Source organism: Saliphagus sp. GCM10025317, from assembly GCF_042663665.1.
In the GTDB taxonomy this organism is placed as follows: Archaea; Halobacteriota; Halobacteria; order Halobacteriales; family Natrialbaceae; genus Natronosalvus.
The window spans coordinates 117,378-142,961 of the sequence record NZ_JBHTAQ010000007.1 but is presented as its reverse complement, the minus strand read 5'-3'; the positions used below and the strand labels follow the sequence as shown (position 1 = coordinate 142,961).

Annotated in this window: 23 protein-coding genes; 15 read left to right on the top strand and 8 right to left on the bottom strand. The window is 62.3% G+C overall.

Features of this window, described 5'->3' with window-relative positions:
* The first annotated feature begins 200 nt into the window (after positions 1-200).
* On the top strand, positions 201-1,247 hold the full coding sequence (locus ACFQS4_RS15245; RefSeq protein ID WP_500194034.1) for a DMT family transporter: 1,047 nt from the start codon (positions 201-203) through the stop codon (positions 1,245-1,247).
* A gap of 126 nt (positions 1,248-1,373) precedes the next feature.
* The gene (locus ACFQS4_RS15240; protein ID WP_500194031.1) at positions 1,374-2,486 is read left to right on the top strand and encodes a pyridoxal-phosphate-dependent aminotransferase family protein; all 1,113 of its coding nucleotides are present in this window, start codon (positions 1,374-1,376) and stop codon (positions 2,484-2,486) included.
* 289 nt (positions 2,487-2,775) lie between these two features.
* Here ACFQS4_RS15240 and eif1A read toward each other — a convergent pair whose 3' ends face one another.
* The 4 genes from eif1A to ACFQS4_RS15220 form a co-directional block, all read right to left on the bottom strand.
* The gene (eif1A, locus tag ACFQS4_RS15235) at positions 2,776-3,063 is read right to left on the bottom strand and encodes a translation initiation factor eIF-1A (RefSeq protein WP_500194028.1); all 288 of its coding nucleotides are present in this window, start codon (positions 3,061-3,063) and stop codon (positions 2,776-2,778) included.
* Between the two features lie 43 nt (positions 3,064-3,106).
* Complete coding sequence (locus tag ACFQS4_RS15230) at positions 3,107-3,346, bottom strand: hypothetical protein (protein ID WP_500194026.1); 240 nt, start codon at positions 3,344-3,346, stop codon at positions 3,107-3,109.
* Positions 3,347-3,429: 83 nt separating this feature from the next.
* Positions 3,430-4,389, bottom strand: a complete 960-nt coding sequence (gene truA / locus ACFQS4_RS15225; RefSeq protein ID WP_500194023.1) for a tRNA pseudouridine(38-40) synthase TruA — start codon at positions 4,387-4,389, stop codon at positions 3,430-3,432.
* A gap of 131 nt (positions 4,390-4,520) precedes the next feature.
* Positions 4,521-5,231: a DUF2270 domain-containing protein gene (locus tag ACFQS4_RS15220; protein ID WP_500194022.1), complete on the bottom strand. Its 711-nt coding sequence runs from the start codon at positions 5,229-5,231 to the stop codon at positions 4,521-4,523.
* Between the two features lie 115 nt (positions 5,232-5,346).
* On the opposite strand from ACFQS4_RS15220, the gene ACFQS4_RS15215 reads away from it, so the two are divergent.
* From ACFQS4_RS15215 to ACFQS4_RS15185, 7 genes are all read left to right on the top strand, one after another.
* On the top strand, positions 5,347-5,970 hold the full coding sequence (locus ACFQS4_RS15215) for an HVO_2922 family protein (RefSeq protein ID WP_500194020.1): 624 nt from the start codon (positions 5,347-5,349) through the stop codon (positions 5,968-5,970).
* Between the two features lie 70 nt (positions 5,971-6,040).
* Positions 6,041-7,543: a sulfatase gene (locus ACFQS4_RS15210; protein ID WP_500194018.1), complete on the top strand. Its 1,503-nt coding sequence runs from the start codon at positions 6,041-6,043 to the stop codon at positions 7,541-7,543.
* Between the two features lie 492 nt (positions 7,544-8,035).
* Positions 8,036-9,724, top strand: coding sequence for an alkaline phosphatase family protein (locus ACFQS4_RS15205; protein WP_500194015.1), 1,689 nt, complete (start codon positions 8,036-8,038; stop codon positions 9,722-9,724).
* An 85-nt stretch (positions 9,725-9,809) separates the two neighbouring features.
* The gene (locus ACFQS4_RS15200) at positions 9,810-10,469 is read left to right on the top strand and encodes a helix-turn-helix domain-containing protein (RefSeq protein WP_500194013.1); all 660 of its coding nucleotides are present in this window, start codon (positions 9,810-9,812) and stop codon (positions 10,467-10,469) included.
* A 639-nt stretch (positions 10,470-11,108) separates the two neighbouring features.
* Positions 11,109-12,590: a right-handed parallel beta-helix repeat-containing protein gene (locus tag ACFQS4_RS15195; protein WP_500194011.1), complete on the top strand. Its 1,482-nt coding sequence runs from the start codon at positions 11,109-11,111 to the stop codon at positions 12,588-12,590.
* A gap of 160 nt (positions 12,591-12,750) precedes the next feature.
* Entirely contained in the window at positions 12,751-14,385 is a 1,635-nt protein-coding gene (locus tag ACFQS4_RS15190; protein ID WP_500194008.1) for a flippase, read from the top strand.
* 235 nt (positions 14,386-14,620) lie between these two features.
* The gene (locus tag ACFQS4_RS15185) at positions 14,621-15,070 is read left to right on the top strand and encodes a response regulator (RefSeq protein WP_500194005.1); all 450 of its coding nucleotides are present in this window, start codon (positions 14,621-14,623) and stop codon (positions 15,068-15,070) included.
* 9 nt (positions 15,071-15,079) lie between these two features.
* Here the strand turns inward: ACFQS4_RS15185 and ACFQS4_RS15180 are convergent, their stop codons facing one another.
* Both ACFQS4_RS15180 and ACFQS4_RS15175 read right to left on the bottom strand, forming a co-directional pair.
* A complete protein-coding gene (locus ACFQS4_RS15180) occupies positions 15,080-15,208 on the bottom strand; it encodes a hypothetical protein (RefSeq protein WP_500194002.1) in 129 nt (42 codons plus the stop codon).
* 112 nt (positions 15,209-15,320) lie between these two features.
* Positions 15,321-16,613 carry a polysaccharide deacetylase family protein gene (locus tag ACFQS4_RS15175; RefSeq protein ID WP_500196616.1) on the bottom strand — a complete coding sequence of 431 codons (1,293 nt, stop codon included), beginning with the start codon at positions 16,611-16,613 and terminating at the stop codon, positions 15,321-15,323.
* Positions 16,614-16,753: 140 nt separating this feature from the next.
* Between ACFQS4_RS15175 and ACFQS4_RS15170 the strand changes: the two genes are divergently transcribed.
* The gene (locus ACFQS4_RS15170; RefSeq protein WP_500194000.1) at positions 16,754-17,761 is read left to right on the top strand and encodes a glycosyltransferase family 2 protein; all 1,008 of its coding nucleotides are present in this window, start codon (positions 16,754-16,756) and stop codon (positions 17,759-17,761) included.
* Between the two features lie 156 nt (positions 17,762-17,917).
* Positions 17,918-18,514, top strand: coding sequence for a PKD domain-containing protein (locus ACFQS4_RS15165; protein ID WP_500193998.1), 597 nt, complete (start codon positions 17,918-17,920; stop codon positions 18,512-18,514).
* 240 nt (positions 18,515-18,754) lie between these two features.
* Here ACFQS4_RS15165 and ACFQS4_RS15160 read toward each other — a convergent pair whose 3' ends face one another.
* The gene (locus ACFQS4_RS15160) at positions 18,755-20,116 is read right to left on the bottom strand and encodes a polysaccharide deacetylase family protein (protein WP_500193996.1); all 1,362 of its coding nucleotides are present in this window, start codon (positions 20,114-20,116) and stop codon (positions 18,755-18,757) included.
* Positions 20,117-20,395: 279 nt separating this feature from the next.
* Here ACFQS4_RS15160 and ACFQS4_RS15155 point away from each other — a divergent pair, with 279 nt between their 5' ends.
* Together ACFQS4_RS15155 and ACFQS4_RS15150 are read left to right on the top strand one after the other, a co-directional pair.
* On the top strand, positions 20,396-22,129 hold the full coding sequence (locus tag ACFQS4_RS15155) for a hypothetical protein (RefSeq protein ID WP_500193993.1): 1,734 nt from the start codon (positions 20,396-20,398) through the stop codon (positions 22,127-22,129).
* Positions 22,130-22,576: 447 nt separating this feature from the next.
* Entirely contained in the window at positions 22,577-22,912 is a 336-nt protein-coding gene (locus ACFQS4_RS15150; RefSeq protein ID WP_500193990.1) for a hypothetical protein, read from the top strand.
* A 127-nt stretch (positions 22,913-23,039) separates the two neighbouring features.
* Here ACFQS4_RS15150 and ACFQS4_RS15145 read toward each other — a convergent pair whose 3' ends face one another.
* Positions 23,040-23,630: a DUF7344 domain-containing protein gene (locus ACFQS4_RS15145; RefSeq protein WP_500193988.1), complete on the bottom strand. Its 591-nt coding sequence runs from the start codon at positions 23,628-23,630 to the stop codon at positions 23,040-23,042.
* A gap of 391 nt (positions 23,631-24,021) precedes the next feature.
* On the opposite strand from ACFQS4_RS15145, the gene ACFQS4_RS15140 reads away from it, so the two are divergent.
* Together ACFQS4_RS15140 and ACFQS4_RS15135 are read left to right on the top strand one after the other, a co-directional pair.
* A complete protein-coding gene (locus ACFQS4_RS15140; RefSeq protein ID WP_500193985.1) occupies positions 24,022-25,005 on the top strand; it encodes a DUF1616 domain-containing protein in 984 nt (327 codons plus the stop codon).
* Positions 25,006-25,584: a metal-dependent hydrolase gene (locus tag ACFQS4_RS15135; protein WP_500193983.1), complete on the top strand. Its 579-nt coding sequence runs from the start codon at positions 25,006-25,008 to the stop codon at positions 25,582-25,584.

Below are 25,584 nucleotides of genomic sequence, written 5' to 3'. Positions count from 1 at the left end.
CTGAGCCACGAGGCAGCGCCTCGTGGCTGCCATCGCGGACGAACCCGGTCGTCTCGACTCCGCATAGCTGTCACGTGAATTAGTAACACGCTTACTACCACCATTGTCGAGTGTTAGCATACCCCTTCGATTTGAGGACTTCTGGGGGCCGAGAAGCGCGCATAGCAACATAGATATACGTTCGAGTCATTTGTTGGATAATGACTGAAACGAGAGATATCGTGCTCTTTCTCGGGCTCGCGCTCGTCTGGGGGACCTCGTTCGCGGCGATCGAGATCGGTCTGGCGACCGTGCCCCCGATCCTCTTCGCCGCACTTCGATTCGACGTCGCGGCACTCCTCTTCGTCGCCGCCGTCGCCCTCACTGGCGCGTCCTGGCGGCCGAGCGTTCGAGCCGACTGGCTCCTGATCGCGGTCGGTGGTGGCCTCCTCGTCGGCGCTCACTTCGCGCTGCTCTTTCTCGGCCAGTCGATGGTCTCGAGCAGCGTCGCGGCGGTCGTCCTCAGCCTGACGCCCATCGTGACGCCGCCGCTGGCACTCGCCTTGCTCCCCCGTGAGCGGATTCGCCCACAGGCCGTCATCGGGTTGTTGCTGGGACTGGTCGGCGTCAGCACGATCGCGCTCGAGGGCGGCTCGTTCGGCGGCCAGGCCCTCGGCGTCGGTCTGCTGTTCGCTTCGGCGGTCGTCTTCGCCCTGGGTTCGGTGCTCACCGAACGTACCCGGGGAACGCTGCCGATTGTCTCCCAACAGGCCTGGGCAATGGGCCTCGGAGCAATCGTCCTGCACACCCTCAGCGGCCTCCACCCCGCCGAGACCCTGGTCGGCCTCGAGGTGACGACCGACGCGGTGCTCGCCCTGGCGTACCTCGCCGTCATCGCCACCGGCGGCGGGTTCTTCGTTTACTTCGTCCTCCTCGAGCGCATCGGAGCGACGGAACTCAGTCTCGTCAACTACGCCGTGCCGGTCGTCGCGGCGGTCGTCGGCTGGGCGGCGCTGGGCGAGTCGCTCACCGCCGGGACGGTCGCGGGGTTCACGCTGATCATCGTCGGCTTCGCGCTGTGTAAACTCGGCGCCCTCTGGCAGACGGCTGCGCCCGCTATCGGCTACGGTCCCTACCGTCCGAGCGACACCGACACCGACGGCGTCGTCGTCGGCAGAAATGTCTACCTCGTGGACGAGGACCAGGATCAGGACCGAACCCCCGGATCGACGCGAGCGACTCGAGGCGACGCCGTCGCTGCGGACTAGCGATCTACACGCACCTCGAGTACCTTCTCGCTACTGTGGCGCCTGATTGGGCACCCGTCGTGGTATTGTGCCATTCACAAGGACCATAGCCTCACGTGACCCAGTACCGCCTACCAGGTGAGCCCCGTGACCGAGAAACGCGAATACAGAGACGACTACCCCGACAAGACGCTGTACATTCCGGGTCCGACCGAGGTGCGCGAGGACGTCATCGAGGCGATGTGCGAGCCGATGTTCGGCCACCGGATGGACCGCATGACTGACCTCTACACGACCATCGTCGAGGACACGAAGACGTTCCTCGGTACCGACAACGACGTGATCGGCCTCACGGGGTCGGGTACCGAGTTCATGGAGAGTTCGATTCTGAACCTCGTCGACGAGCACGTCCTCGTCACGACCTGCGGCAGTTTCAGCGAGCGCCAGGCCAACGTCGCGGAACGCCTCGGCAAGACCGTCGACACCCTCGAGTACGAGTGGGGCCAGGCGGTGAAACCAGAGGACGTGCGCGAGCGCCTCGAGGAGAGCGACACGGACTACGACGTCGTCACCTGCGTGATGAACGAGAGTTCGACCGGCGTCCGCAATCCCGTCGAGGAGATCGGCGACGTCGTCGCCGAGTACCCGGACACCTCCTTCGTCGTCGACGCCGTCTCCGCGCTGGGGGGCGATTACGTCGACATCGACGCCCACGGCATCGACGTCATCTTCACCTCGGTCCAGAAGGCGTTCGCCATGCCGCCCGGACTCGCCGTCTGCGTCGTCAGCGAGGACGCCTACGAGCGCGAACTCGAGAGCGATTCCGCGTCGTGGTACGGCGGTTTCCAGCGCACCATCGACTACTACGATCGGAAGGGGCAGACCCACTCGACGCCGGCCATTCCGATCATGCTCGCGTACCGGAAACAGATGAAGTACATGCTCGAGGAGGGCCACGACGCTCGCGACGAGCGCCACCGGGAGATGGCCGAGTACACCCAGGAGTGGGCCCGCGAGCACTTCGACATGTTTCCCGAAGAGGGCTACGAGTCCCAGACGGTGAGCTGCATCGAGAACACTCGGGACATCGACGTCGCCGGTACCATCGAGGCCGTAAGCGAGGAGTACGACATGGTCTTCTCGAACGGCTACGGCTCGGCACTGGGCGAGAAGACGTTCCGCATCGGCCACATGGGCGAACACGACCTCGAGTCGATCGAAGCGTTGACCGACGCGATCGAGGACGTCGCCGGGTTGTAGCGAGTGGGCTCGAAACGAAAATCCGCCTCAGTACCACCACGTGCGGTGGCCGGGGACACGCCTCTCGCGTTGCTCGAGTCGTGTTTCCCGGGGAAAGGCAGGCGTTCCACTGACGCTCACCGCGAGGGAGGCCAACGGCCGACCGAGCGGGCCGACGACTGACCCGGAACGAACGGAGTGAGGAGAGGGGAAGGAGGAGTGTTTTTGGCCGAGCTTTTACCGAGTGACAGCAAACCGGACGGCAGCAATGCTGCCGTCCGTGAGCTAGAACGCAGCGTAAAAGGTCGTTTTACTGGATGTGGCCTTCCCGCCTGAGCTGGTCGGCGTCGGCCTTCTCGTAGCGCCAGGTGATGTCCGCCTTCTCGTCCTGCCAGTCCCAGGGGGAAACGAGGACGACGTCGTCCTCGCGGATCCAGATGCGCTTTTGCATCTTCCCCGGAATGCGGGCCGTGCGCTCCTCGCCGTCGGCACACCGCACTTTCACGCGGTTCGCCCCGAGCATGTTCGTGACGGTCGCAAAGACCTCGTCGTTGTCGGGCATTCGGAGGTTCTTGCGCCCACCCTCGTCGTCGCTCATATGCCGGCGTTTGATCCCGGTACGGTTAAGGTTTTATCGTTTCTCACCGCCGCTCGGCCCCTACCGCGGTTCTGACGACTCGAGCCAGCCCCATCGTGATCGCGACCGAGCCGACGAGCACGAGTCCCGAAAAGAGGACGAAGCCGAGCGCTCGAGCCCCGAGCGCCGTGTACTCGAGGAAGGGTGCGGTGAAGCGGTAGCCGAAGACGAGGACGATCACGCCGATGGCGATTCGGATGGCGGCTTGCCAGTACGCGCCGTACTCTTCGGGTGAGACCTCCATGTTCGTGTCTGTTCCTCTGGCTCGAGGTGGCGCTCGCGGGTGATAGCTTCCGGTGGTCGTCGACGCTCGTCACTCGTCACTCATCAGTGAGTCGGGGGTCCGGGTTCGCTCGAGTCGCCCAGCGAACTCGACTCTTCCGACATACCCGATGCACCCGACTCTCCCGATGCACTCGACTCACCCGACGCACCTGACGCACCCGACTCGAGCCCGTCCCGCATCTGTCTCGCCACGCGAGCCCCCACCAGCCGGTCGATCCGTCGGGTCTCGAGGATCTCGCGGCTCCGTCGAGCGGCCTCCGCGTCGACGGCGAACTCGAGGGTCGGATTCGAGTTCGAGTAGTCGACGCGCGAAAGGACCAGCGGCTCCGGCGCCGCGGGGGCGATGCCCTCGTGACCGGGAAGCGGTTCGGGCTCGAGCGTGCGGTCGATTTTCTCGAGAGGGTCCTCGCCGGTTCCGACTCCGTGAGCGAGGGAGACGAGTCTGCGGACGAGTTCGCGCGCGAACCCGGACGCGCTGACGGTGACCTCGAGGAACGGCCCGTCTCGCCGGGCCTCGAGCGTCGGCGACCGGCGGGTCCCCTCTTCGTCGGGCGTGAGGTTGTGGAAGTCGTGGGTTCCAGAGAGGGCCTCGAGAGCGGCTCGGAAGCGCTCGTCGTCGACGGCCTCTTCGGCTGCCACGTTCGAGTCCGCTCGAGGCGCGTACAGGTGATAGGTGTACACCCGGCGCGTGGCGTGGTGGGTCGCGTGGAAGTCCGCCGGCGCGTTCGCGCTGGCCCAGGCCCGCACGTCGGCCGGCAACGCCGAGTTTAGCGCCCGCGGCGTGAGCCAGTCGGGTGCCTCGAACGCGATCGTCTGGGCGAGCGCCGAGACGCCAGCGTCCGTCCGCCCGGCCGCCGCGTACCCCGCGGGTTTGGGGTCGTCGCCGAGCACGTCGAGGTTCCGGAGCGCGTCGAAGATGGCATCCTCGACGGTCGGGACGTCGGTCTGGCGCTGGAAGCCGTAGTAGCCGGTCCCGTCGTAGGCGATCCGGTAGGCGCGCATCGATTCTCGAGCGTCGAGACGGTCCTGTGGGGGTTAGGCCCGTCGGTTCCGGTTCCAGTTTTGATTCCGGTTACGGTTCCACTTCCAGCGCCCAGCGCCGAATCGGACGACCGATCGCCGGATTTCAGCAGCTACTTCCAGTCGCCCGTATTCTCGCCGTGAATTTCGCCCTTCGCCTTCCGCCTGCCCGGCCACACCGCGAGTACCGCGACCACGAGGTAAAACACGCCGAGGATCCCGGCGACGACGAAGCCGTGAATGCCAGGTAATTCGGCCGCTTCGGTCCACTGCGCCTCCGGTGTGAAGAGCGTCACCTTCGCGACCCACGCGATACCGACGATGACGAACAACAACCCGTAGATGCGTCGTATGCGGCGGGAAAGCGCCTCGAGGAGCGAGACTTTGAACGTCGGCTCGCGCAGGTCAGTGCCCAGTTCCTCGCGCCACCGCGGATGCTCGACGCCGACCGGCTGTAAGGCGTTCGCGAAGACGTTCTCCTGGACGAACCGGACTCGAGCCCGGTACATGTCGTAGAAGCGGTATCGTCGAACCTCGTAGGAGAGGAAGACGCAGAGGACGACGAGGCCGATCAACAGCAGGTAGGCCGGCATCTCGCGGCTCGAGAATACCAGCGACAGCAGCGCCGCGATGACCGTGATCGCCCAATTGGTCGTCTGATCGATTCGGTCCTGTGCGTTGTTGGCCTGGCTGACCTCGCCCCGGTAGTAGTGTGGTAAGATCGCGAGGAGGGAGTCGGCCTCATCGGCGATTTCGGCGGCGATCTCCTGATCCTCGCGGTCGAGCGGGGAGTTCGCGCGATCAGCGCGATCACTGCCTCTCATAGATGTCGTTCGATCCCCAGACGGGTAACGGGCTATTGGCCGTCGATCCGACTATCACGTTCGACGAACGCTCACCCGGTGGCACCTATTTACGCAGGGTTGGTGGACGATGCGTATGGACGAGGACCTCCTGACGATGGCCGACGAGAGATCGCTGACCGCTGCCGCGGGAACGTTGCGAGCGATTGCCGACCAGCTCGAGCACGGTGACCGACTGCGACTCGAGGGAACCGATCGGCGGGTAGCCGTTCCGCTTCCTGACTCGGTCGCGTTCGAAGTGGGACTGGAACTCGAGGGGGTGGACGAGAGCGAGGGGGAGGACGGAGACGAACCCGACCGTGGGAGCAAAAGCGAGGACGGCGGTGAAGCCGGGGACGAGGAGACGCACTTCGAACTCGAGATTGAACTCGAGTGGCCGGTGGCCGGTGCGGACGCCGTCGAAGTAGTATCGACGGCCGAGTCGAGCGAGGAGGTGGAACCGGCGGGCGAGACGAATCGGGTCGACGCCGAGCGTCCCCACGAAGTGGTCGCCATCGCTTCACCACCCGAGTCGCTCGCCGAGTTTCGGTTGTTCGAGGATCGGGCCGGCGAATGGCGCTGGCACCTCCGCCACCAGAACGGAAACATCATCGCAGATAGCGGCGAGGGATACACGTCGAAGCAGAGCGCCCGCAACGGCATTCGAAGCGTCGTACGGAACGCGCCGGGCGCGAGCGTGCTCGAGGGACGCCCCGAGTAACTCGATTCGGACGCTGAGAACCTGCATACGCCGGCCCGATGGCCTTCTCCATCTACGGTGCATGAATCGTATGGTAACGGGCGACGCTAACGAGCGTGATGTACAGACCCATCGAAACCCGCGGAACGTCGTTCTCGTCGTTCTCGACACGGCGCGAAAGACGAGCGTCTCGCGGGAGACGATGCCGACGCTCACCCACCTGGCGGAGCAGGGAACGACGTTCGAACGCGCGTTCGCGACGGCCCCCTGGACGCTTCCATCGCACGCGTCCCTGTTTACCGGTACCTACACCAGCGAACACGGCGCCCACGGCGGGCACACCTACCTCGACTCGAGCCTCCGGACGCTCCCGGAGGCTTTTCGAGACGCCGGCTACGAGACCGTCGGCGTCTCGAACAACACCTGGATCACCGACGAGTTCGGCTTCGACCGGGGGTTCGACGACCTCCGTCGCGGCTGGCAGTACATCCAGTCCGAGGTCGACATGGGTACCGTCGTACGCGGCGAGGACCTCCGCGAGAAACTCGAGGCGACGCGCGACCGCCTCTTCGAGGGGAATCCGCTGATCAACGCCGCGAACGTCCTCTACAGTGAAGTCCTCCAGCCGAGCGGAGACGACGGTGCCGACCGGTCGACAACGTGGATCGCCGACTGGATCCGGTCGCGGGAGGACGATCGGCCGTTTTTCCTCTTCTGTAACTACATCGAACCCCACATCGAGTACGATCCGCCCCGAGCGTTCGCCGAGCGGTTCCTGCCCGACGGCTGGGACTACGAGGCGGCGACGGACATCCGCCAGGACCCCCGGGCCTACGACTGCGAGGACTACGACCTCTCCGAGTCGGAGTTCGCCGCTCTCCACGGCCTCTACCGCGCCGAACTCGCCTACGTCGACAGTCAACTCGAGCGCCTCCGGAACGCGCTCCAGTCGGCCGGTGTCTGGGACGAGACGCTGCTGGTCGTCTGCGGTGATCACGGCGAGAACGTCGGCGACCACGGCTTCTTCGGGCACCAGTACAACCTCTACGACACCCTGATCCACGTCCCACTGGTCGTTCACGGCGGGGCGTTTACCGATGGCGGGCGACGGACGGACTTCGTCCAGTTGCTCGACCTGCCCGAGACGGTGCTCGAGGCGACTGGCGTGTCGGATCCCGAGATGGAAACCCAGAGTCGGGGGCGGTCGTTCCATCCCGACGCGATCACCGAGACGAGGGACGCCGTGTTCGCCGAGTACGTCGCCCCCCAGCCGTCGATCGAACGCCTCGAGGCCCGGTTCGGATCGCTCCCGGAGCAAGTCTATACCTACGACCGCCGGCTACGAGCGATCCGTACGGACCAGTACAAGTACGTCTGTGGCGACGACGGGTTCGAACGCCTGCACGCCATCTCGAGCGATCCGGCCGAGACGGTCGACCTGTCCGACCGGAAACGTGACCGCGTCGAGGCGCTTCGCGAGCGACTCGAGACACACTTCGAGGGCGTCGATACCGTCGAACGTCCCGCCGAGGGAGCCGCCCCGGAGATGGCTGACTCGACGAAGGATCGGCTCGCCGACCTCGGGTATCTCTAGTGTTGGGCAAGCCGATCGTTCCGAGACGAACCGACGTCTCGTGTCCGGTTCGTCTCATCGATCGATGCTCGACGGAATTCTAGTGGCGGTCTGAGCCTGAACGACTGAAAACCGATGGCGTTCACCAGTTTCACTCACCAGCCGACACCTGAAAGATGGCTGGGCGGACATTTCATTTTCGAAACGAAGAAATCCATAGTTACTCGGCGCTGTGAGGCGGGCTCGGCCCGGGTCAACGATGCGAGTGAGCGATCGAACGCTATTCGACGTGCGGGACACGTCAACGAGTGAAATAGTCAGACAGCGTGGGTGTTGATCCAGTCGAATTCGCTGCCAGATGGGTTTGGAGGTGAATTTCAGGGTTTAACGCCTCGATAATGAAGGGCGCCCCGCGTATTGGCATCCGTATGAAGCAACTTCGCATCGACCCCTGTCCAGGCTCAGTGGATGTGGACGGCCGGAAACACCAACTCATGGGGAGGCGGTGAGAGGATGACAGGACGGCACAATCGAACGAATGGGGCATCGACGACTGGCCGAACGACCGACGACTCCGGCCTCGACGTACTGCTAATCGGTATCGACGCTGGCTGTCTACCGGTCTTCGAACGACTCTACGAGGAAGGGCGTATTCCGAACCTCGAGCGACTCTGTACCGGGCCCGGGAACGTCTCGGCCCCGCTCGAGTCGCAGATTCCGCCGTGGACGCCGAGCGCGTGGCCGTCGATTTTCACCGGCGTCAATCCCGGCAAACATGGCGTCGTCGGTTTCGTCGGCTACGACGGCTACGACTGGCACGTCTCCAGCAACGACGACGTCCACGAACGCTCGCTCTGGTCGCTCCTGGACCACCACGGTCGCTCGAGCGTCGTCGTGAACGTCCCGGTGACCCACCCGCCAGACGAATTCGACGGCGCGATCATCCCCGGGTTCATCGGTCCGGAGAATCCGAAGTGTCACCCCGAAGGAACGCTCGAAGAGGTTCGAGAGGCCATCGGTGAGTACCGCGTCTATCCGAGCTACACTCGGGGCGACGAGTCGATCTCCGACCGCGAGAAGATGGCCGAGTACCAGCGCCTCATTCGCATGCGCGGGGAGGCGTTCCGGTATCTCGTTGGCAAGCACGAACCGGACTTCGGGTTCGTGCAGTTCCAGAAGACCGACACCGTCTTTCACGAGTTCGCGGGCGACCCCGACAAGGTCGAGACGGTGTACGAGGCGACGGACGACCAGATCGGGAAGATCCTGGAAGAGTGTGACCCAGACACCGTCTTCGTCGTGAGCGATCACGGCATGGGCCCGTACGAGGGCTACGAGTTCCGGATCAACGAATTCCTCGAGGAGGCAGGATACCTCGAGGCGACGACTAGCGGGAAGGGAATGCCCTCCTGGCAGCCCATGCGTCACCAGTTACGCGAGGGGAAAGACTGCAACAGCTGGGAGCCGACGATGGCCGAGCGAGCGGCCGCCGTCGCCGCGAGGTTCGGCATTACCGCCAGACGGGCTCGAATTGCCCTCGAACGAGTCGGCCTCGCCGATCACGTCATCAAGTACGCCCCGCAGAACGTCGCCCGGACGGCCAATAGGCAGGTCGACTTCGCCGCCTCGCAGGCGTACGTCCGCGCTCGAACCGAACTCGGCGTTCGGATCAACCTCGAGGGGCGAGAGCCCAACGGCATCGTCTCGCCGTCTGAGTACGACGCCCTCCGCGAATCCTTGATGGCGGATCTCCGGGCCGTCGAGACGCCCGACGGAGAGCCAGTCTTCGAGACGGTCGCCCCCCGAGAGGAGTACTTCCACGGCCCCTACGAAGAACACGCCGTCGACATCGTGACGATTCCAGCCGACTTCGAACACGCGCTCTCAGAGGAGTTGTGTGGCAAACAGTTCGGCCCCGTGGAACCGTGGAATCACAAGCTCGACGGCGTCTTCGCCGCGAGCGGAGCAGGGATCGACGAGACCGCAGCGCTCGGACACCCCACCATCTACGACGTGGCACCGACCGTGTTAGCCGCGCTGGGCGTGCCCCAGAGCGACCGGATGGATGGGATGGTACTTCCAATCGTCGACTCCCTGGGAACCGAAGCGTATCCAACCGCCAGCGAGTCGACGCCAGCGAGTCGAGAGGCCGCAGACGAGACGGTAACCGCTCGCCTCGCCGATCTTGGGTATATGAACTAACCGTTTCAGTCGGTGAAACAGTCATTCAATCTTATTTTACTCATAAGTATTGTCCCCGTCGCCGATAGCACACGTATACTGGTACATGGGCTTCGTAGCACACGTTTCACTGTCGCATCCCGATCTCGTTCTCACACCCACGATTCGGGCAAAACCGGATGTGACGATACGATACGAGTACGGTGTCGTGACCGACGGGGGTGAGCGGTGCTTCGTCTCGGTGTTTGGCGACGACCTCGAGCGGGTCGAGGCGACAATGGCCGACGACCACACCATTTCGAATCCGACCCGGGTGGCCACGTTCGAAGGACGAGCGATTTACCAACTAGCCATCGATACGAACCTCGAAATCGTCCCGTATCGATGTGCCGCCAGGGGCGTTTTCGTGTTCGAGACGATCAGCAACGAGAACGGGTGGACGGTCCGTATACACGTTCCAGACCGGGAGGCATTATCGGCGTTTCGCGAGTACTGTCGATCCTGGTCGATCACGTTCCGGGTCAATCGATTGTCCCAGTCGACGGCCGAGGACGACGACGACACCTACTTTCTCACGGAACAGCAACACGAGATTCTCTCGAAAGCGTACTACTCGGGATACTTTGAAATCCCACGTCGTGCCTCCCAGAACGATCTGGCGAACCAGCTCGGAATTTCGACGTCAGCGGTCTCTCAGCGGATTCGCCGTGCCGTCGCCGAGCTCATCGAGTCGACCCTCGAGAACGATCGAACGCCCGATCGCTAAGTCGCGAACCGACTTCCTCGCCCGCTAACTACGCTCATCGCCTCGATCGCCCCGGCGATATGGTGTTGCGATTTTCGCCGTCGGTTCCAGTATTAGCGGTTCTCGGTACCTGAGAACACCTCCATTCGTGAGCGACGCGCACGTTTGACCGTATCTGACCGTCCCACGGGTTTCGAGCACAGGACCGCGGCTCACCCGCCCGCTGCAAGTCGGTGGGATTGGATGGGACAGTAGAGGGTCCACGGTTGGTAGACGTTCCCACTCGGAGACGGCAGTGATTCGACAGTCTTCGCTCCTGAAACAGAATATGGGCCATAGAAGGTCCAAAAACACCGTTTCAGACCATATTTCATTTGATGAAACAGTCATAATACGGCATTTCCGGGATTATCACTCTGATAATCCGACCCGTCTTAAAGGCTGGATATCCGAATCCATAGATATTGGCCTGGGACGTTACTCTAAACAAAGTGAATATCAATGGCGAAACGAAGTGGTGCAAAATATTCGGGTGCTCAACCTTCGGATTTCCAAAACGGATCCCAGGTAGGAGACGAACAGAACTCATCGAACAACAACGGCCGATCGCGGCGAGCATTTATGGGTGGTGTCGCCGCTGCCGGTGTTTCTCTCGTTGGAATGACCGCGAGTGCCAGCGCGGCGACGGGCACGTACAGTCACTATTACGACGAGTATAGCAACGTCGTCGACGTCACCGACGCGGGTGCTGATAACACCGGGAAGCGATCGATCACCCCCGTTCTCAAGAAACTGCGCGCGGACGATACGCTGCTAGTCTTCCCTGAAGGGCGGTACTACATCGACGAACAGCTCCGATTTACCGGCTTCGACAACTTCGGCATGGTCGGGGAGAACGCGACGCTCGTGCCCGCGAACTACTACAACTTCGAGGGGCCGAAGTACCGGCTCTTCCGTCTCGGCGTCGGCTACAGACCAGGACGCCGTCTCCGTTTCGAGGGATTCGACGTCGATCAGACGGCCCCCGACACCGGGATTCGCGTCATCGAGGCGCACGTCTCCGACCATCTCGAGGTGCGCGACGTCAACATCAAGGGTCAGCACGACAGCGGAACGTGGGGACCAGGTCTGTTCAACGTCACCAGTTCGAGCGGCTACGGCCTCGTCGAACGCTTCCGCGCCCCCCACGGTGGCGAGTGGATCGACAACACCCCGACGGCCGGCGAGCGATGGCGGGGTCCGACCGGCATCATTGCGAACCAGAACGCCGGGACACTCGAGTTCAAACACTGTACGCTCGGTGCCTTCCCTGACAACGGTCTCTACGCGGCCGGCGGAAGCGGGAAGATTATCGTCAGCGGCGGTACCTACCGGAACAGCAACGGCGCGAATCTCCGCATCGGCGGTAACGGCAGTGAGATCAACTGGCCGACGGTCAGAATCGACGACACCCGTCCGGAAGACGCAGCTCAGCGCGGGATTCGAATCGAGAACGGCAAGAATCTGCGTATCAAAGGAGCGGCCGTCGAAGTGACCTCGCCGATGCCGACCAGCCACGCGATCTCGGCGATGAGCACGTGTGACAGCGCTCGAATCGAGGGTGTCCGCATTGACATGCAGGGCAACGACGTCAATCACGGCATTGTCGTCTCCCCTAACTGTGGGGAGGTCACAATCGTCGATACGAAGATCAATCACGAAACCGCCGGCGGCTACCCGGTGTGGATCCGAAACACGAGCGCGACCGACCGCGTGCTCGCCGAATACCTCACAATCACCGGGAAAGCAGGCGACGCCTCCGGATTCCGCGACGGCATCCGCGTCGAGCGAGACAACTGCCGGTTCAACGTGATCGAGGTCAATCAGTCCACCCGCAGCGGTGCCACCCGAAACGCGATCACGTCGACTGCCGACGACCTGACGGTCTGGAAGAGCACCCTTCGCGCGAGCAAGTACCCCTACGTCGACCTCGGAGACGACAACCTCGTGCTATCCTCGGACCTCGAATCGACCGGCGGCAAGCAGGCGGCCTGCCTGTACGATTCGGTGAACGGTGTCTCGTTCAAGCACAACCGTCTCGTCAATGGCATCCGCGACTTCGGTGCAAGTAACGTCTACACCTACTCAAACACGTCGTCCTGAACGCCAGACGGTACCCTGGTGAAGGCACAGTAATCGCCGGTCGGTCCTACTTAGCCCCCCTATAATAACACGCTGTCAGGCCGTTCGTCCACCCAGTGACCGTGTCGGATATCGATCGAAGTAGGGTGGTGGAACCAGGTTTCGGGTTCCGAAAACAGCCATGAACCGGAGTATTGCCAGCGGTGTCCTCTCGGTCGTCAGCGCCAAAGTCGTCGTTCTCGTGGTGACGGCCATTTCGACCCCGCTTCTGTACCGACTGCTCGGGGTCTCTCAGTTCGGCGAGTACTCGTTCCTGCTCTCGGTGTTCGCCATCTACATGATCTTCGTGAGCTCCGGAATTACCGACGGCGTTCGAAAATTCCTCGCCGAGGATCGAGGTGCCGAACACTGGGAGGCAAACGTCGTCAGTTTCTACTTTCGGCTCGCGGTCGTGTTCGCTCTCGTGGGCGCTGCACTCATGGTCGTCGCCGCGAGATTCGGGGTCGTCGCGGCAGCGTTTGGCGAGACGTTCGTTCCATACTTTTACGCGCTCGCCCTCCTCGTCATCACGGCCCAGTTTCGCGATTACGCCCGAAAGACGCTCATGGGATTCGGCCTCGAGCGCTACTCCGAACCGTTGAAGACCTTCGATACGATCGGGTTCGTTCTCGTCGCGATTCCGCTCGCAGCTCTCGGGTTCGGCGTGGCGGGGGCGCTCGCCGGCCACCTGGTCGCGAGTCTATCGGTCGGTCTCGCCGGACTGTACGTGGTCAATCGACGACAGTCGCTATCGTGTGTGTTCACCTCACCGTCGTCGCGGTTTCCCCGACGCGAGATGCTCACGTTCAACTCGATGAGTATCGTCCTCGTCTTCCTCCTGATGTCGCTGTATCACATCGACATCATCATGCTACAGCGATTCAGGGTCAGTTCGGAGGTCGGAAACTACAAAGCGGCGCTCACGCTCGCGGAGTTCCTCTGGTTCGTCCCGCTCGCCTTGCAGACGGTGTACGTTCACTCGACGTCGGAACTCTGGTCGCAAAATCGATACCGGAAGATATCGTCGCTCGCCTCCCGAACGACCCGGTACACGTTCCTCCTGACGGCCGTCATGGCCATTGGCCTCGCCGCGTTGGCAGACGTCGCCGTACCGCTCTACTTCGGGTCCGACGCGGAACCCGCCGTCGAACCGCTCATACTCCTGTTACCCGGCGCACTCGGATTCGCACTCGCACGCCCGATTCTCGCGATTTCACAGGGGAACGGACAGCTCCGGTATCCCGTCGCTGCGACCGGCGTCGCCGCCGGGATCAACGTCGTCCTCAACTTCCTGTTGATCCCCAGATTCGGCATGCACGGCGCGGCGGTCGCGACGAGCATCGGATACGGCTCGATGTTCGCCTTCCACGTCGTGAGCGCTCGAACGATTGGATTCAACCCGCTATCGGACGCGCGACTCAGCCAGGCGATGGCGACCGCCGGACTCGCAGGGCTGCCAATCTTCGCGCTCGCGACCGCCATCCAGAACCCGTGGCTCGCGCTCGTCGTGGTTCCGCCGGTCGGGCTCGCCATCTTCCTCGGGTTTGCGGTCTTACTCGGCGCACTCGATCCCGCCGAACCGTTCGAAATTCTCGCGATCGCGCCAGATCCGATCGGGTCCGTCGCGAGCAGGGTCTGTCGGCGTCTCCAGTCAACGGCAGGCGATTCGCCGGTCGCGATGGGACAGAGCCTGCTCGTCGCGATCGGACTATCGCTGCTGGTTTCCGGACTCGTTCTCAGCTTGGTCGGTCCGGGGATTGGAGTGACTCAGCCCTGACCGGTAGACGTCACGGGGCCACGACCGTAGTCTGGCCAACAGACACGAAAATTTTTGGAGGAAGGGTTTACAAGTGGGACGTTCCTAGTTTCCACAATGGACCTTCGGCCGGAGCGGCTGTGGTGCCCGTGATCGGCGGGACCGACGTTCGAGATGTAACATGGGCGGCGACTGGCGGGCTGGGGCGGTGGGGAGTCCTGGATACCCGCAGACGTATCACCGAGAAGAGACTGCAATGAACGCTACTAGGAACGAACACACCGACGTGCTGCTGATCGAAGATAATCCTGGCGATATCCGCCTGATAGAGGAAGCCTTCGGGGAACACAGCGAAGACGTGACGCTCTCCGTCGTCCACGACGGTATCGCGGCGCTCGACTTTCTCTTTCAACGTGGGGAGTACGCCGACAGTCCCACTCCGGACCTCGTCTTGCTCGACCTCAACCTCCCGCGGAAGAACGGTGACGAAATCCTCGAAGAGATGAAGAACGAACCGACGCTTCGTCGGATTCCGGTCGTCGTGCTCACCAGTTCACAGGCGCGCGAGGACGTACTGCGGACGTACGACAAGTGTGCAAACGCGTTTCTCACGAAGCCGATCGACCCCGACGCATTCCTCGAGATCATCGAGTCGGTCAGAGAGTTCTGGCTATCGACTGCCAGACTTCCCGACACTCGAGGGTGAACTCAGCAGTCACTCGATCCGGTGTTCGAGGTGTTCGTTCTCGAGTACGAGCACGAGCACGAGCGTGGGTGCAAACGCGAATGCGAACACGTTGAAAGCTGTCGCGAAAAGCACGGGCACCGGGTTGATTTCAGTCACCAGGAAGCTCGTGGTCGACGCCAGGGCCGAGGCCGGGGTCGAGGTCGCGCTTTCAGTCGACGGTCGACAGCGACGCTTCGATCCGATCACGGACGGCAATCCATACGTCCAATCACGCGCCACCGGCCAGCGCCGAGGCCGTCACGACCTGGACGTCGGCCGAATCGACGTACTCGAGCAGGTCGACGAACGCGTCCTCGGACATCCCGTTGGAATCGCCGATCTCCTCGAAGCGGATCACCACGAGTTGACCGTACTGGTCGGCGTAGTCGACGTACCGGGTCACTTCCGAACCAGCCGTCCCCGAGAACGTACCGACGTTGTGCGGGTCGGTAAGGGGAAGTCCGTTCGGGCCGCCCCCGTAGCGGAACGCCACGTCGTAGTGGTCCTGGACCAGATCGTAGGTGTTTGGCCCCATAATGTTTCGCGGCGTGACGAAGCAGTTGGCTCCGTCTTCGAACCCGCGGTGCTCGAGGAACTTGTTCGCCCGTTCCATCGCGCCCTCCTGTTGCTCGCGCGTGAACTCGTTGATGTTTCTGGAGCCGGTTCGCGGGCGAGCGGCCATGTCCCAGCCGGCGTCAGCGAGGTCCTGCATCTGATCGTGGGTGAGGCGTCCGGTCTCGCCGACTGCTTCGGGGATGACAGCTTCGACACCAGCGAAGCCGAACGACTCCATGTGCTCGAACGCGTTTGCGTGGTGTGACTCGAGGGTGCCGTCGAAGAGGAATAGCACCGATCCCTGGTCCGGGCGCTCGGTCACGCGAAGGTCGTCGATCGCAAAGTCGATCGGTCCCTCGTTCGAGCCGCGTCGGTGAGCGATGACCCTGAATTCGCGGACGTCCGTGAGGTCGGGCGAGGTATCGACGTTCGTCGTCCCGAAGTCGACGCGGACCCAGCGGTCGACCGGTCCGGTGAGCGTCCGACGCAACGAAACCTTGTTCCGTGCGTTCGGTGCGAGAACTTCCAGCGTGATCATCAGCTGTTCTCGGCCCGAGTACTTGACGGCCATCGAGAAAGCCGCATCGGACAGGTCCATGCTCTCGGGGAGCATGAACGAGGAACCGGCGGACTCGTTGTTCTCGCCTGCGTGCAGTCGAGCGGACTGAGATCCCGCGTAGGGGTCGTCAGTCGTCGCCTCGATGGAGCCGCCGTCGAGCAACGTGGCCCAGTTGTCGAGGGATTCGAAGTCCTCAAGCGTCTCGCCCGGAAGGTGATCGAGTTCGCCGGTCGAGTCCTGGGGGGTCTCGTTACCGTTACCGGTGTCAGAGCCGTCCGACGAGTTCGTCTCGTTGTCACTCGAGTCGGACGGAGACGAGCCCCCGTCGTTCGAGAGACAACCCGCCAGTCCGAGTGCACCAACCGTCCCAGCAGTACGAATGAACGATCGTCGATTTCGGTACGTCATCATCAGAGTCGTCAACACGTTGCACCTTCCTTATAGAGGTAATAGGTGGCTCGAGCGAAACACCTTATGCGAAGGAAATACGCCGTATACGGCGCTTATTCACCTGATAATAATGGACGCGGGGTCGCTATCCGGGGTAGATGCCACGCGTTAGCGTTATCATCCCGACGTACAATCGGGCCGGGTCGCTCGTGCGCGCGATCGACAGCGCGCTCGAGCAGACGGTCGACGACCAAGACCTCGAGGTCGTCGTCGTCGACGACGGCTCGACGGACAACACCGGACTGGTCCTCGCCGACTACGACGACCCGCGGGTTCGCCCGGTCGTCCACGCGACGAACCAGGGAGCGAACGTCGCCCGCAACACCGGCATCGAGCACGCACGCGGTAAGTACGTCGCATTCCTCGACTCTGACGACGAGTGGGACCCCACCAAACTCGAGAAACAGCTCGCGGCGATCGAGGACCGCGGCGACGATTGGATCGGCGCCTACTGCGACACGGCGTTCGACCTCGAGGGGACCAGCGGCCGACTCCGGGGGATCGCCGCGAGTCTCCTCTCGCGGACGGACGAGCAGCCGACGATGGAGGGCAACGACGACCTGATCGGCGAGATCCTGTCCGACGGTGTCCAGCCAGGTGCCGGCTCGACGCTGCTCGTCCGAACCGACGTCGCCCGCGAAATCGGCGGCTTCGACGAGGACCTGGATCGCTTCCAGGATCCCGAGTTCTGTCTCCGCGTCCTCGAGCAGGGGAAACTCGCGTACGTGGACGAAAAGTTGGTCGTCCGCGAGGAGACGGGTCACCCGCCAGCGGACATCGTCCGTCGAGCCAACCAGCAGTACCTCTCGAAACACGAGGGTTTGGTCGAGCGCTACGAGGCCGAGGGCTACGAGATTCGCTCGAGGCACGAACTCGTCGTCGCGAAGCGATACCTCGCTGAGGGGCGATTGCTCCGGGGGGCCTGGCACCTGCGAAAGGCTGCCGTCTCCGCCCGGCACTACCCCGGCCTCCTCTGGGCAACGGGATCGGGCGTCCGGCGTCGACCGCTTCCGATCGTCGCCTCGCTCGCGCTGATCTTCGTCGCCAGCGCACTCGCCCGACGGACGCTCACGAACCGCGTTCTCGATCCGTCGTCGTCGCGGTAACGACTGCCGTCGAGCAGCCCACGCGTCGGGAACGATGCGGCCAAACGTTTCACTGGATGGAATATTTTTCCCGGAACGGCATCTCGAGTGCGTTACTCGCCCGTCGACGGTAGCGTCGAGATCGTAATGTCAGTCTGCGCGTGAGTCCGGACCGGAATGGAGAGAGCGTTCGTCTCACGCCGATCGCCACTGACCGCTGTTGGTAGCTGTGCGCTGGCGGGCGCCGGCGTCGAATACGCGAGCAAAGGTACCGTCCCGCATCTGGAGGAGACGCTCTCGGTCGACATCGACCTCGAGACGCGCGTCCAGTGGCACCTGGCGGCCGTCGAGTCGCTAGTCGGAGACGGGGTCGTCGCTGCGGACGAAGACGACGAGACCGACATCGAGGACCCGGACGTCGACGATCCGGAGGAACCCGAACCGGAGTCCGAACCCGAACCCGACGACCCCGACGCGGGTGAGCCGGGTCGCGATCCGGTCGCCGAAATCCGAACGACGCCCGAGGACGCGGCCGAGCGGACGCTCTCGGTCGACGATACCGTCGAACTCGACGCCTCCTGTTCGCGTGCGCCGGAGGGGGAGATCGTTCGCTACGAATGGAGCGGCTACGACGAGGGCAGTTTCGACAAAACCGGACGAACGATCGACGTGACGATCAGCGGCGAGGGTGACCACCCAATCGTCCTCCGCGTCGAAGACGACGGCGGGCGAACCGATACCGCGGAGATCACGCTCTCGGTAGAGAGTTCCTGAGTTCCACGCGAAGAGAGCGACTGACTGCACCACCTCCGCTCGTGTGGTGAGGTGGCGCGGTCTGGCGCCTCGAGATGGCTCGTTCGAACGGGATAGTACTCGCTATCGAGCAGGACCCTCCACACAATAGTTCTCGAAGAACTAGGTCCTCTCACACAATCGCTCTCGAAGGACTGGTACTCGCTCGAGTGTCGTCAAACGCTAACGACGCAACGAGTGACTCCTGGCGATTCGGCTGAATCAGTTTCCGGACGTGCGCATCTCCCAGAGTTCGTCGAACGTGATGACCTCCACGTCGGACTCGTCGATGTAGGCGAGCAGTTCCTCGTAGTCCTCCTCGGGCATGGTGTTGTTCGCGGAGAACTCGTGGAAGTTCAGGATCGTACACTGGTTGTACGCGCCGGCGAGGTCCACACAGCGTTTGGCGATGTCGAGGTCGTGACCGATCGTCCGGGGCAGCGCCAGCGGATCGAAGCCGTGGACGTTCGTGGTGTTCACGTTCCCGGCCTGGTTGAAGCCGCCACAGTAGTGGTACTTCGAGATGTACTCGAGGCTGGTGGCGTCGTAGCTGTTGTGCGGGTAGACGATGAAATCTGCGCCCATGAACTCCTGCTGGATGAGCCAGTTCTTGTCCCCCCTGAGGCGACCGTCCAGTTGGTCCTCGTCATCGTACTCGTGCATGCGAGAGTGAGTCCCGTGGGTAACGATCTGGTCACCCGCTTCCTGTCGCTCCTTGAGTTGCGAGGTCGACATGATCCCCTCGCGTGCCTCCTCGGACCACCGGGGAACGACGGCCTGGACCGCACTGAAGCCGTACTCGTCGTGGAGTGGGCTCGCTTTCTCAAGGAAGTCCAGAGACGCGTCGTCCCAGGACAGCATCACGTACCCCGTGTCGGCCGTCGGGACCGCGCGCAGGTCGTCGACCCACACCTCCGCCTCCGGCATCGAGTGGAGCACCTGGATCTGAAGGGTGGCGATGTCGTCCATCATTGGCTCGATTGAACTCTCCTCGAACACGCCGGGGCTCGAGCGGAACCACCCGACGTCGGGTGCACGGTAGGTGATCTCCCGGAGGGAGTAGACTCGCTCGCTTCCGTAGGAGTCGACGACACGGATGTTGATGGTGATCTTGTCCGGGGTCGTCGTTCGCACGGCGAACGACAGGTCGAGGTCGGTCAGGTCGACGTCGGAGAGTTCGCGTTCGACGACGATGTTCTCGTCCTCGCCCGCCGTGAGATGGAAGCTCTGTGACTCATCGAAGACGACCTCCTCGTCGGCTTCGCCCGACCCCTGTACGACCTCCCACGGACCGAGATCCTCGAAGTCGTCGAGGGAGTCGCCCGCCTGGCGAAACTCCTCACGGCTGTTGTACTCGGTCTCGAGCGCCGGCACGCCGTTGCCGTCCTCGTTTCCGTCGGAGTCATTGCCGTCCTCGCTCCCGTTGGAGTCGTTGCCGTTGCCAGTATCGTTCCCGTTACCGTTCCCGTCCCCGTTACCTCTCACGGAGTTCAGGCGATTGGTACAGCCCGCGAGCCCGGCCGCCATCGCAGCCGCACCCGAGGTGGCCAGGAAGCGTCGCCGCGTCGTATTGTCTCGCGTCATTGGTACCCGGCAGTACCGGCAACGGCCCCATTATTATAGACGCGATAGACCCCTCGAGCCCCCATCCGATACCGTAGCAGACCACCACAGCAGGTTCTGGCCCCAGAGTCCCCGAAATCGGGCGCGACTCGAACCGAGCCCGTCACTCGCTCGATGCTTAATGACGCCATAGTAAACGACGCGGGGCCAGCTACTGGTAGGTACACAGGCGAACGCGCGACGGCCCCACCACGATCGTCGGGACGCCGTCGACGGTTCGTTCGAGAGAGACATTCGACGATGAATAAGGAACTATTCGGCGTGTTTGGAAGCATCGAGGTGTTCGAACGACACCGATCGGTCGAGGCGTTCGACGACGTACTCGCGGGAACGGAGCTCACGGTCGGTATCAGAGACCCCGGTCTCGGCACGCCCGGCTGGAGCGCCCGCTACGCCGACGAGCGCGGTATCTGTGTCGTCTGGGGGGAAGCCTACGTTCCCGGCGACGAAACCAACGCGGCTCGCTGGCTGCTCGAGCAGTACGATTCCGAAGACGACGCGGCGTTCGACGTGCTGAACGGATCCTACCTCGCCGTCGTCGATCCCGTCGACGACGACGCCTTCGTGGCGACCGACCCGGTTCGCTCTCGAGAGTGTTTCTATACAGACGAACCGGGCGTCCGAACGTTCGGGACCGACGCGGCCAGCGTCGCCCAAACGATCGACGCACCGTCGGTGAATCGAAACGCCGTCCTTGAGTACCTCCACCTGGGGGTGACCCTCGGGGAAAAGGCTGCCTTCGAGGAGCTCTCGCGACTGCCGATAGATAGCCAACTGACCCAATCCGGGGTGGAATCGTTCGAACGCTTCGTCTACCGACCCCACCAGTTCGATTACGTCGAAGAGTTGGCTAATCGGCTGAAACAGGCACTGGAGCGTCGGTCTATCCTCCCGGGACGGAAGGGGCTGCTCCTGTCTGCCGGTTACGACTCTCGAATCTTCCTGCCGACGATACCCGACATCGACCGCTGTTACACGGTCGGAACGCCGTCCGCCCAGGAGGTTACCGGCGCACGGCGCGTCGCGAACCAGTACGGTGCCGACCACGTCGCCTTCGAACCCGACGAGCGATACCTGCTGGCTGATGAGTCGAAGACCAGGTACGGACAGGGGATCAAAGAGTCGCTCCACATCCACCACGCCGGGTACACCGACGAGATGAACGTCGATACGATGTATCACGGCCTGCTCTGTGATACGTTCTTCCGGGGTCACTTCACCGCACAAGATACGATCGAACTCTTCGGAACGGAGGTTCCACGGAACAGGCTCGATCCAGACCCCGATCCAGTCGACTCCCTCCTCGGAAAGTTCGGATACGACCGGGAGTCGAGTGAAGCCCTCGCCGAGCGCATCGCCTTCGACGAGGATCCCGAGCCGTTCGTCCGGGACGCGATCGCCGAAGAGTTCGACGCCGTCGGCGACCGCGCCGTGACGACTCAGAACTCGCTGACGTGCTGTGGAATCGCTAACCAGCCGTCGATCCCGTTTCATAATCACCTCGCGGACAACTTCTTCGCGTCGTTCCTCGCAGCCGACATCGAACTCGTCCGCTGGCACCTCGAGACGCCGCCGGCCCACCGAACGACAGAGACCTTCCTCAAGGCCTGCGAACGTCTCGATCCCGACCTCCTCCACCATCGCCCGCCTGATCGTCCGCACGACGTCACGCTGCTCAACGAGGCCGAGCGGTTCATTCGCCGGAAGACGCCCCTGCTCGAGCCGTTCGAATCGCCGTGGCCGGACCGCAGGTGGATCTTCGAGCACTACGAACTCGACCGAAAACTCCTCCCCGAGCTCGAACACGTACACGAGCTACCGGCGAGACACAAATTACGGCTGAACGATCTCAACCGATGGATCGGTGCTTCGACCGACGACGTCGACAGTGCTCGTTCGTGGCTTCACCCGAAGTCGATAGTGAGAGACGAAAACGGAAATGACGACCGCTCGACGCAGCCACTCCCCCAGTAACGGGCCGTACGTGTGACAGTAGTGGACTGTTTCGGTGAGTAATAGCCCAAAAGATGTTCTGTAGTCGGTTTCAAATTTCTCAACAACGGTTCTGTCACCGTCTTTCACACACATTCGTTCACGAAGGTGTCCGAATTGGTGAACGTACGGACCGATGAGTCATTACTCGGTTTTGCTCGCCTCAACGCTTTCTAATGGGCTCGTAGTACTGTTCAGAATCCAAAAATGAGGAGAATACTTATAACCCATCACTTGTTTGGTTGGAATATGCGTCTGACGCCGTCTTGGGTTCGTTCGTCGCGAGACGCGTCTTCGGGCACCCAGTCCACCCCCGACGACAGCGTTTCACCCGCACCCGAGGTACCAATCTATTAAGCGACCGACGAGTCGACGGATTCGTCGTCGACTCCTCCGGTATCGGCTGCCTCGTTCGTGCCAGAATCCGATATGGCGCTCCTCGAAGAAATCGCCGAGCTCGAAGCGCCAGTCACGGTTGACGAGCTCGCAGACCACCTTATCTGGCCGGCTGATCCGCCAATCGAAACGTGGGCCGACGTCCACGAACTCCTCTACGACGAACGGCTTCCGGGACTCGAAGCGGGAGGAGCACTGGAATTCGACGCCGAGAAAGGAATGATCGAACACGTTCGAGAAACCGAAGATCACGCCGAAGACGTCTGGTTTTCTCGACCAGTCCTCGGATTACTCTCGCTCGTCTTGCTCGCGACGACGCTATTTCTCGTCTCGACCGGTGTCGTTACGGCGACCCCGTTCTACCCGTAGCATCCGACAAACTTCTCAACGTACTAGCGACGGTGAGGTGACGGTGTTCTCGAGAAAACGTAGCTGACACAGAAAGGAGGGCCGTCGTCAGCACGGTGAGACGACCGTCGTCCGATCAACGGGAGACTCAGTTGACGAATCGACCAGCAGTCAGTACCGTAAACAACAGCAGTATCAACGCGCTCAGGCCGATGCCAGAGAGCAACGAGACGAACGGCAGTTCGAAGATCGCGCCCAGGAAGACCAGGTAACACAGTGCAGTCGCTCCCAGATAGTAATCGTCCCACCCGCCGCTCGCGGTGGGCTCTGCGGACTCCTCGTCCGTCGGTTCTCCAACCTGGAGGTACTGGTCGACGTAATCGGCCAGCGGCTCTCGCTCGACGACCCCCCGGTTCTTCTGGTAGGAGATAATACCGGCCTCGTCGAGTTTCGACAGGTGTGACTGGTAAAGCGGGATGTACACGCGCTGGCGCTGTGCGGACGTGAGCTGGTCGACGGTCGTCTCGTGTTCCCACGCGGCGACTTGCTCTGCAACGTCGCGCATGCGAACGCTCCCCTCCGAATCGCGCAGATACTCGAGCACGAGCCGGCGACGTTCGTTTTGCAGTAGATGAAAGAGTTCGTCCTTCGAAAATGGGACGTCCTCTTCCGGAGCATCGGCGCTCCCATCAGTCGTCTGCTCGTTCTCTTCTTCAGGGCTGATATATTCGGACTTCATCGCACCAGTCTTCTGGAAACAGTTCCGGGTAATAAAGGATAGAAACCGTCCAGTGATGAACGATTCATTTTAGTTGAGTTCACGGGCCGTCCCAGACATTTTCTGTCGTTTTAATATCCAATAATTAGCAATTACAGCCCCTATACCGCCAGAATCTCCTTTATGTAAAATATCCAATTTGTAATTGATTTCGCTCAAAATAGGACGGTATTAGCCACTGTTCAAGACCATTTTTTGGCCATATGAGGAGCCAGTCTCGAGAAAGGGCTAAAGATAGCAAAACAGTGTCTGGAACGTTACATTCCGGGCCACATCCCCCGTTTTTTCCGCCTGTGACCCCCGAGAATTACCGTCCAGATAATAAATGACCGGGGAAACCTCTCGAGAAGCAATGAGCGACAACAACTGGTGGTTTCTCGATCTAGCCGCTGTCGTCGCGGCGACCGGATTCCTCTCGTTCGGCCTCCTGCTCGGCGTTCCAGGCGCCGCTCGAGTGGTATTCGCCCTGCCGCTCGTGTTATTCTTGCCGGGATACGCGCTGATCGCCGTACTGTTCCCGGACGCGCCGAGCGACGACTACCAACCGTTCGATATCGACCGCACTGGGCTTCGAAACCCGCTTTTAGTCTCTGGCGGCCTGGCGTCCACGGAGCGGATTATCTTGTCAATCGTTGCGAGTATTTTCCTCGTTCCGGTGATTGCCCTTCTTGCGAGCGTAGCCCCTAGGGGTATTGCTCCGGAAACGGTCATCCTCGGTATTGCAGGATTGACAGGATTATTGACGCTTTTCGCGATTGTCGCACGGTACCGATGCGCACCAGATCGCCGATTCGCGTTGACGGTCGGTACGTCCGGTCTCCTGTTCAGTCACTCGGGCCGATCCACCGGCGTGTCCCCGCGACCGTTCAACATCGCGATCATCTTCGCACTCCTGATCCTCGTCGCAACGACCGGTTTCGCGGTCGCCAACCCACCGACCTCGGAGTCGTACACTGAATTCGCGTTCGAGACCGAGCCAGTCACGGCCGATACCGACACGGTGTACCAGACCAACTACGCAGCGGGCGAGGCCTCGGACGTGACCGTTTCGATCACGAACCACGAGGGAACGGAGCAAACGTACACTACCGTGGTCCTTCTCGAGCGGGTGAGCTACGGGGAGTCAGACGTGACCGTTCAGGAACGGACACAGCTCACGAGCGAATCTGTTACACTCGCGGACGGCGAACAGCAAAACCAGACGCTCGAGATGACGCCGTCAATGCAAGGAGACGACCTCCGACTGACAGTGCTGCTGTACGAGGGTGAGCCGCCCTCCGACCCCTCGACCGAAAACGCCTACCGGGCGGTGCACGCACCGATCGTGGTGGAGTGAATGTGGCCGTGGGAGCACTTGCTGTTCGCGTACCTGCTGTACTCGCTCTATGCCAACGTCGTTCGGAGACGCAGTCCGTCGGGGCCTGAGACCCTCGCGGTCGCCGTCGGCTCACAGCTCCCGGATCTCGTCGATAAGCCGCTGGCCTGGACGTTCGACGTCACGCAGACGGGGCTCTCCGTCGCCCACTCGATTTTCGTGGTTCCGTTCGTCTGCCTGGCGGTGTACGTACTCCTCCACCGCTGGGAGCGCGGATCGGTCCGGCAGGCGACTGCGTTCTCGATCGCGATTCTGTCCCACCTCGCCGGGGACATCGTCTATCCGTGGCTCACGGGTGGCCACTTGAAGCCGAGAGCCGTCACGTGGCCGGTCGCTTCACCCCCGGCGGTCGATCAGGGGAGCTTCCTCGATCACGTCGTCATCTACGGCCACCGATCTCTCGAGCTGTTTCTCAGCGGCGAGATCCCCCAGGAGTTGACGGTGCTGCTCGGTCTGTTGGCGCTCACTGTCGTCCTGTGGGTGTACGACGGGGCGCCGGTCGCCGCCGACTGCTGGCGGTGGGTGTCCCGGCGGACGTAG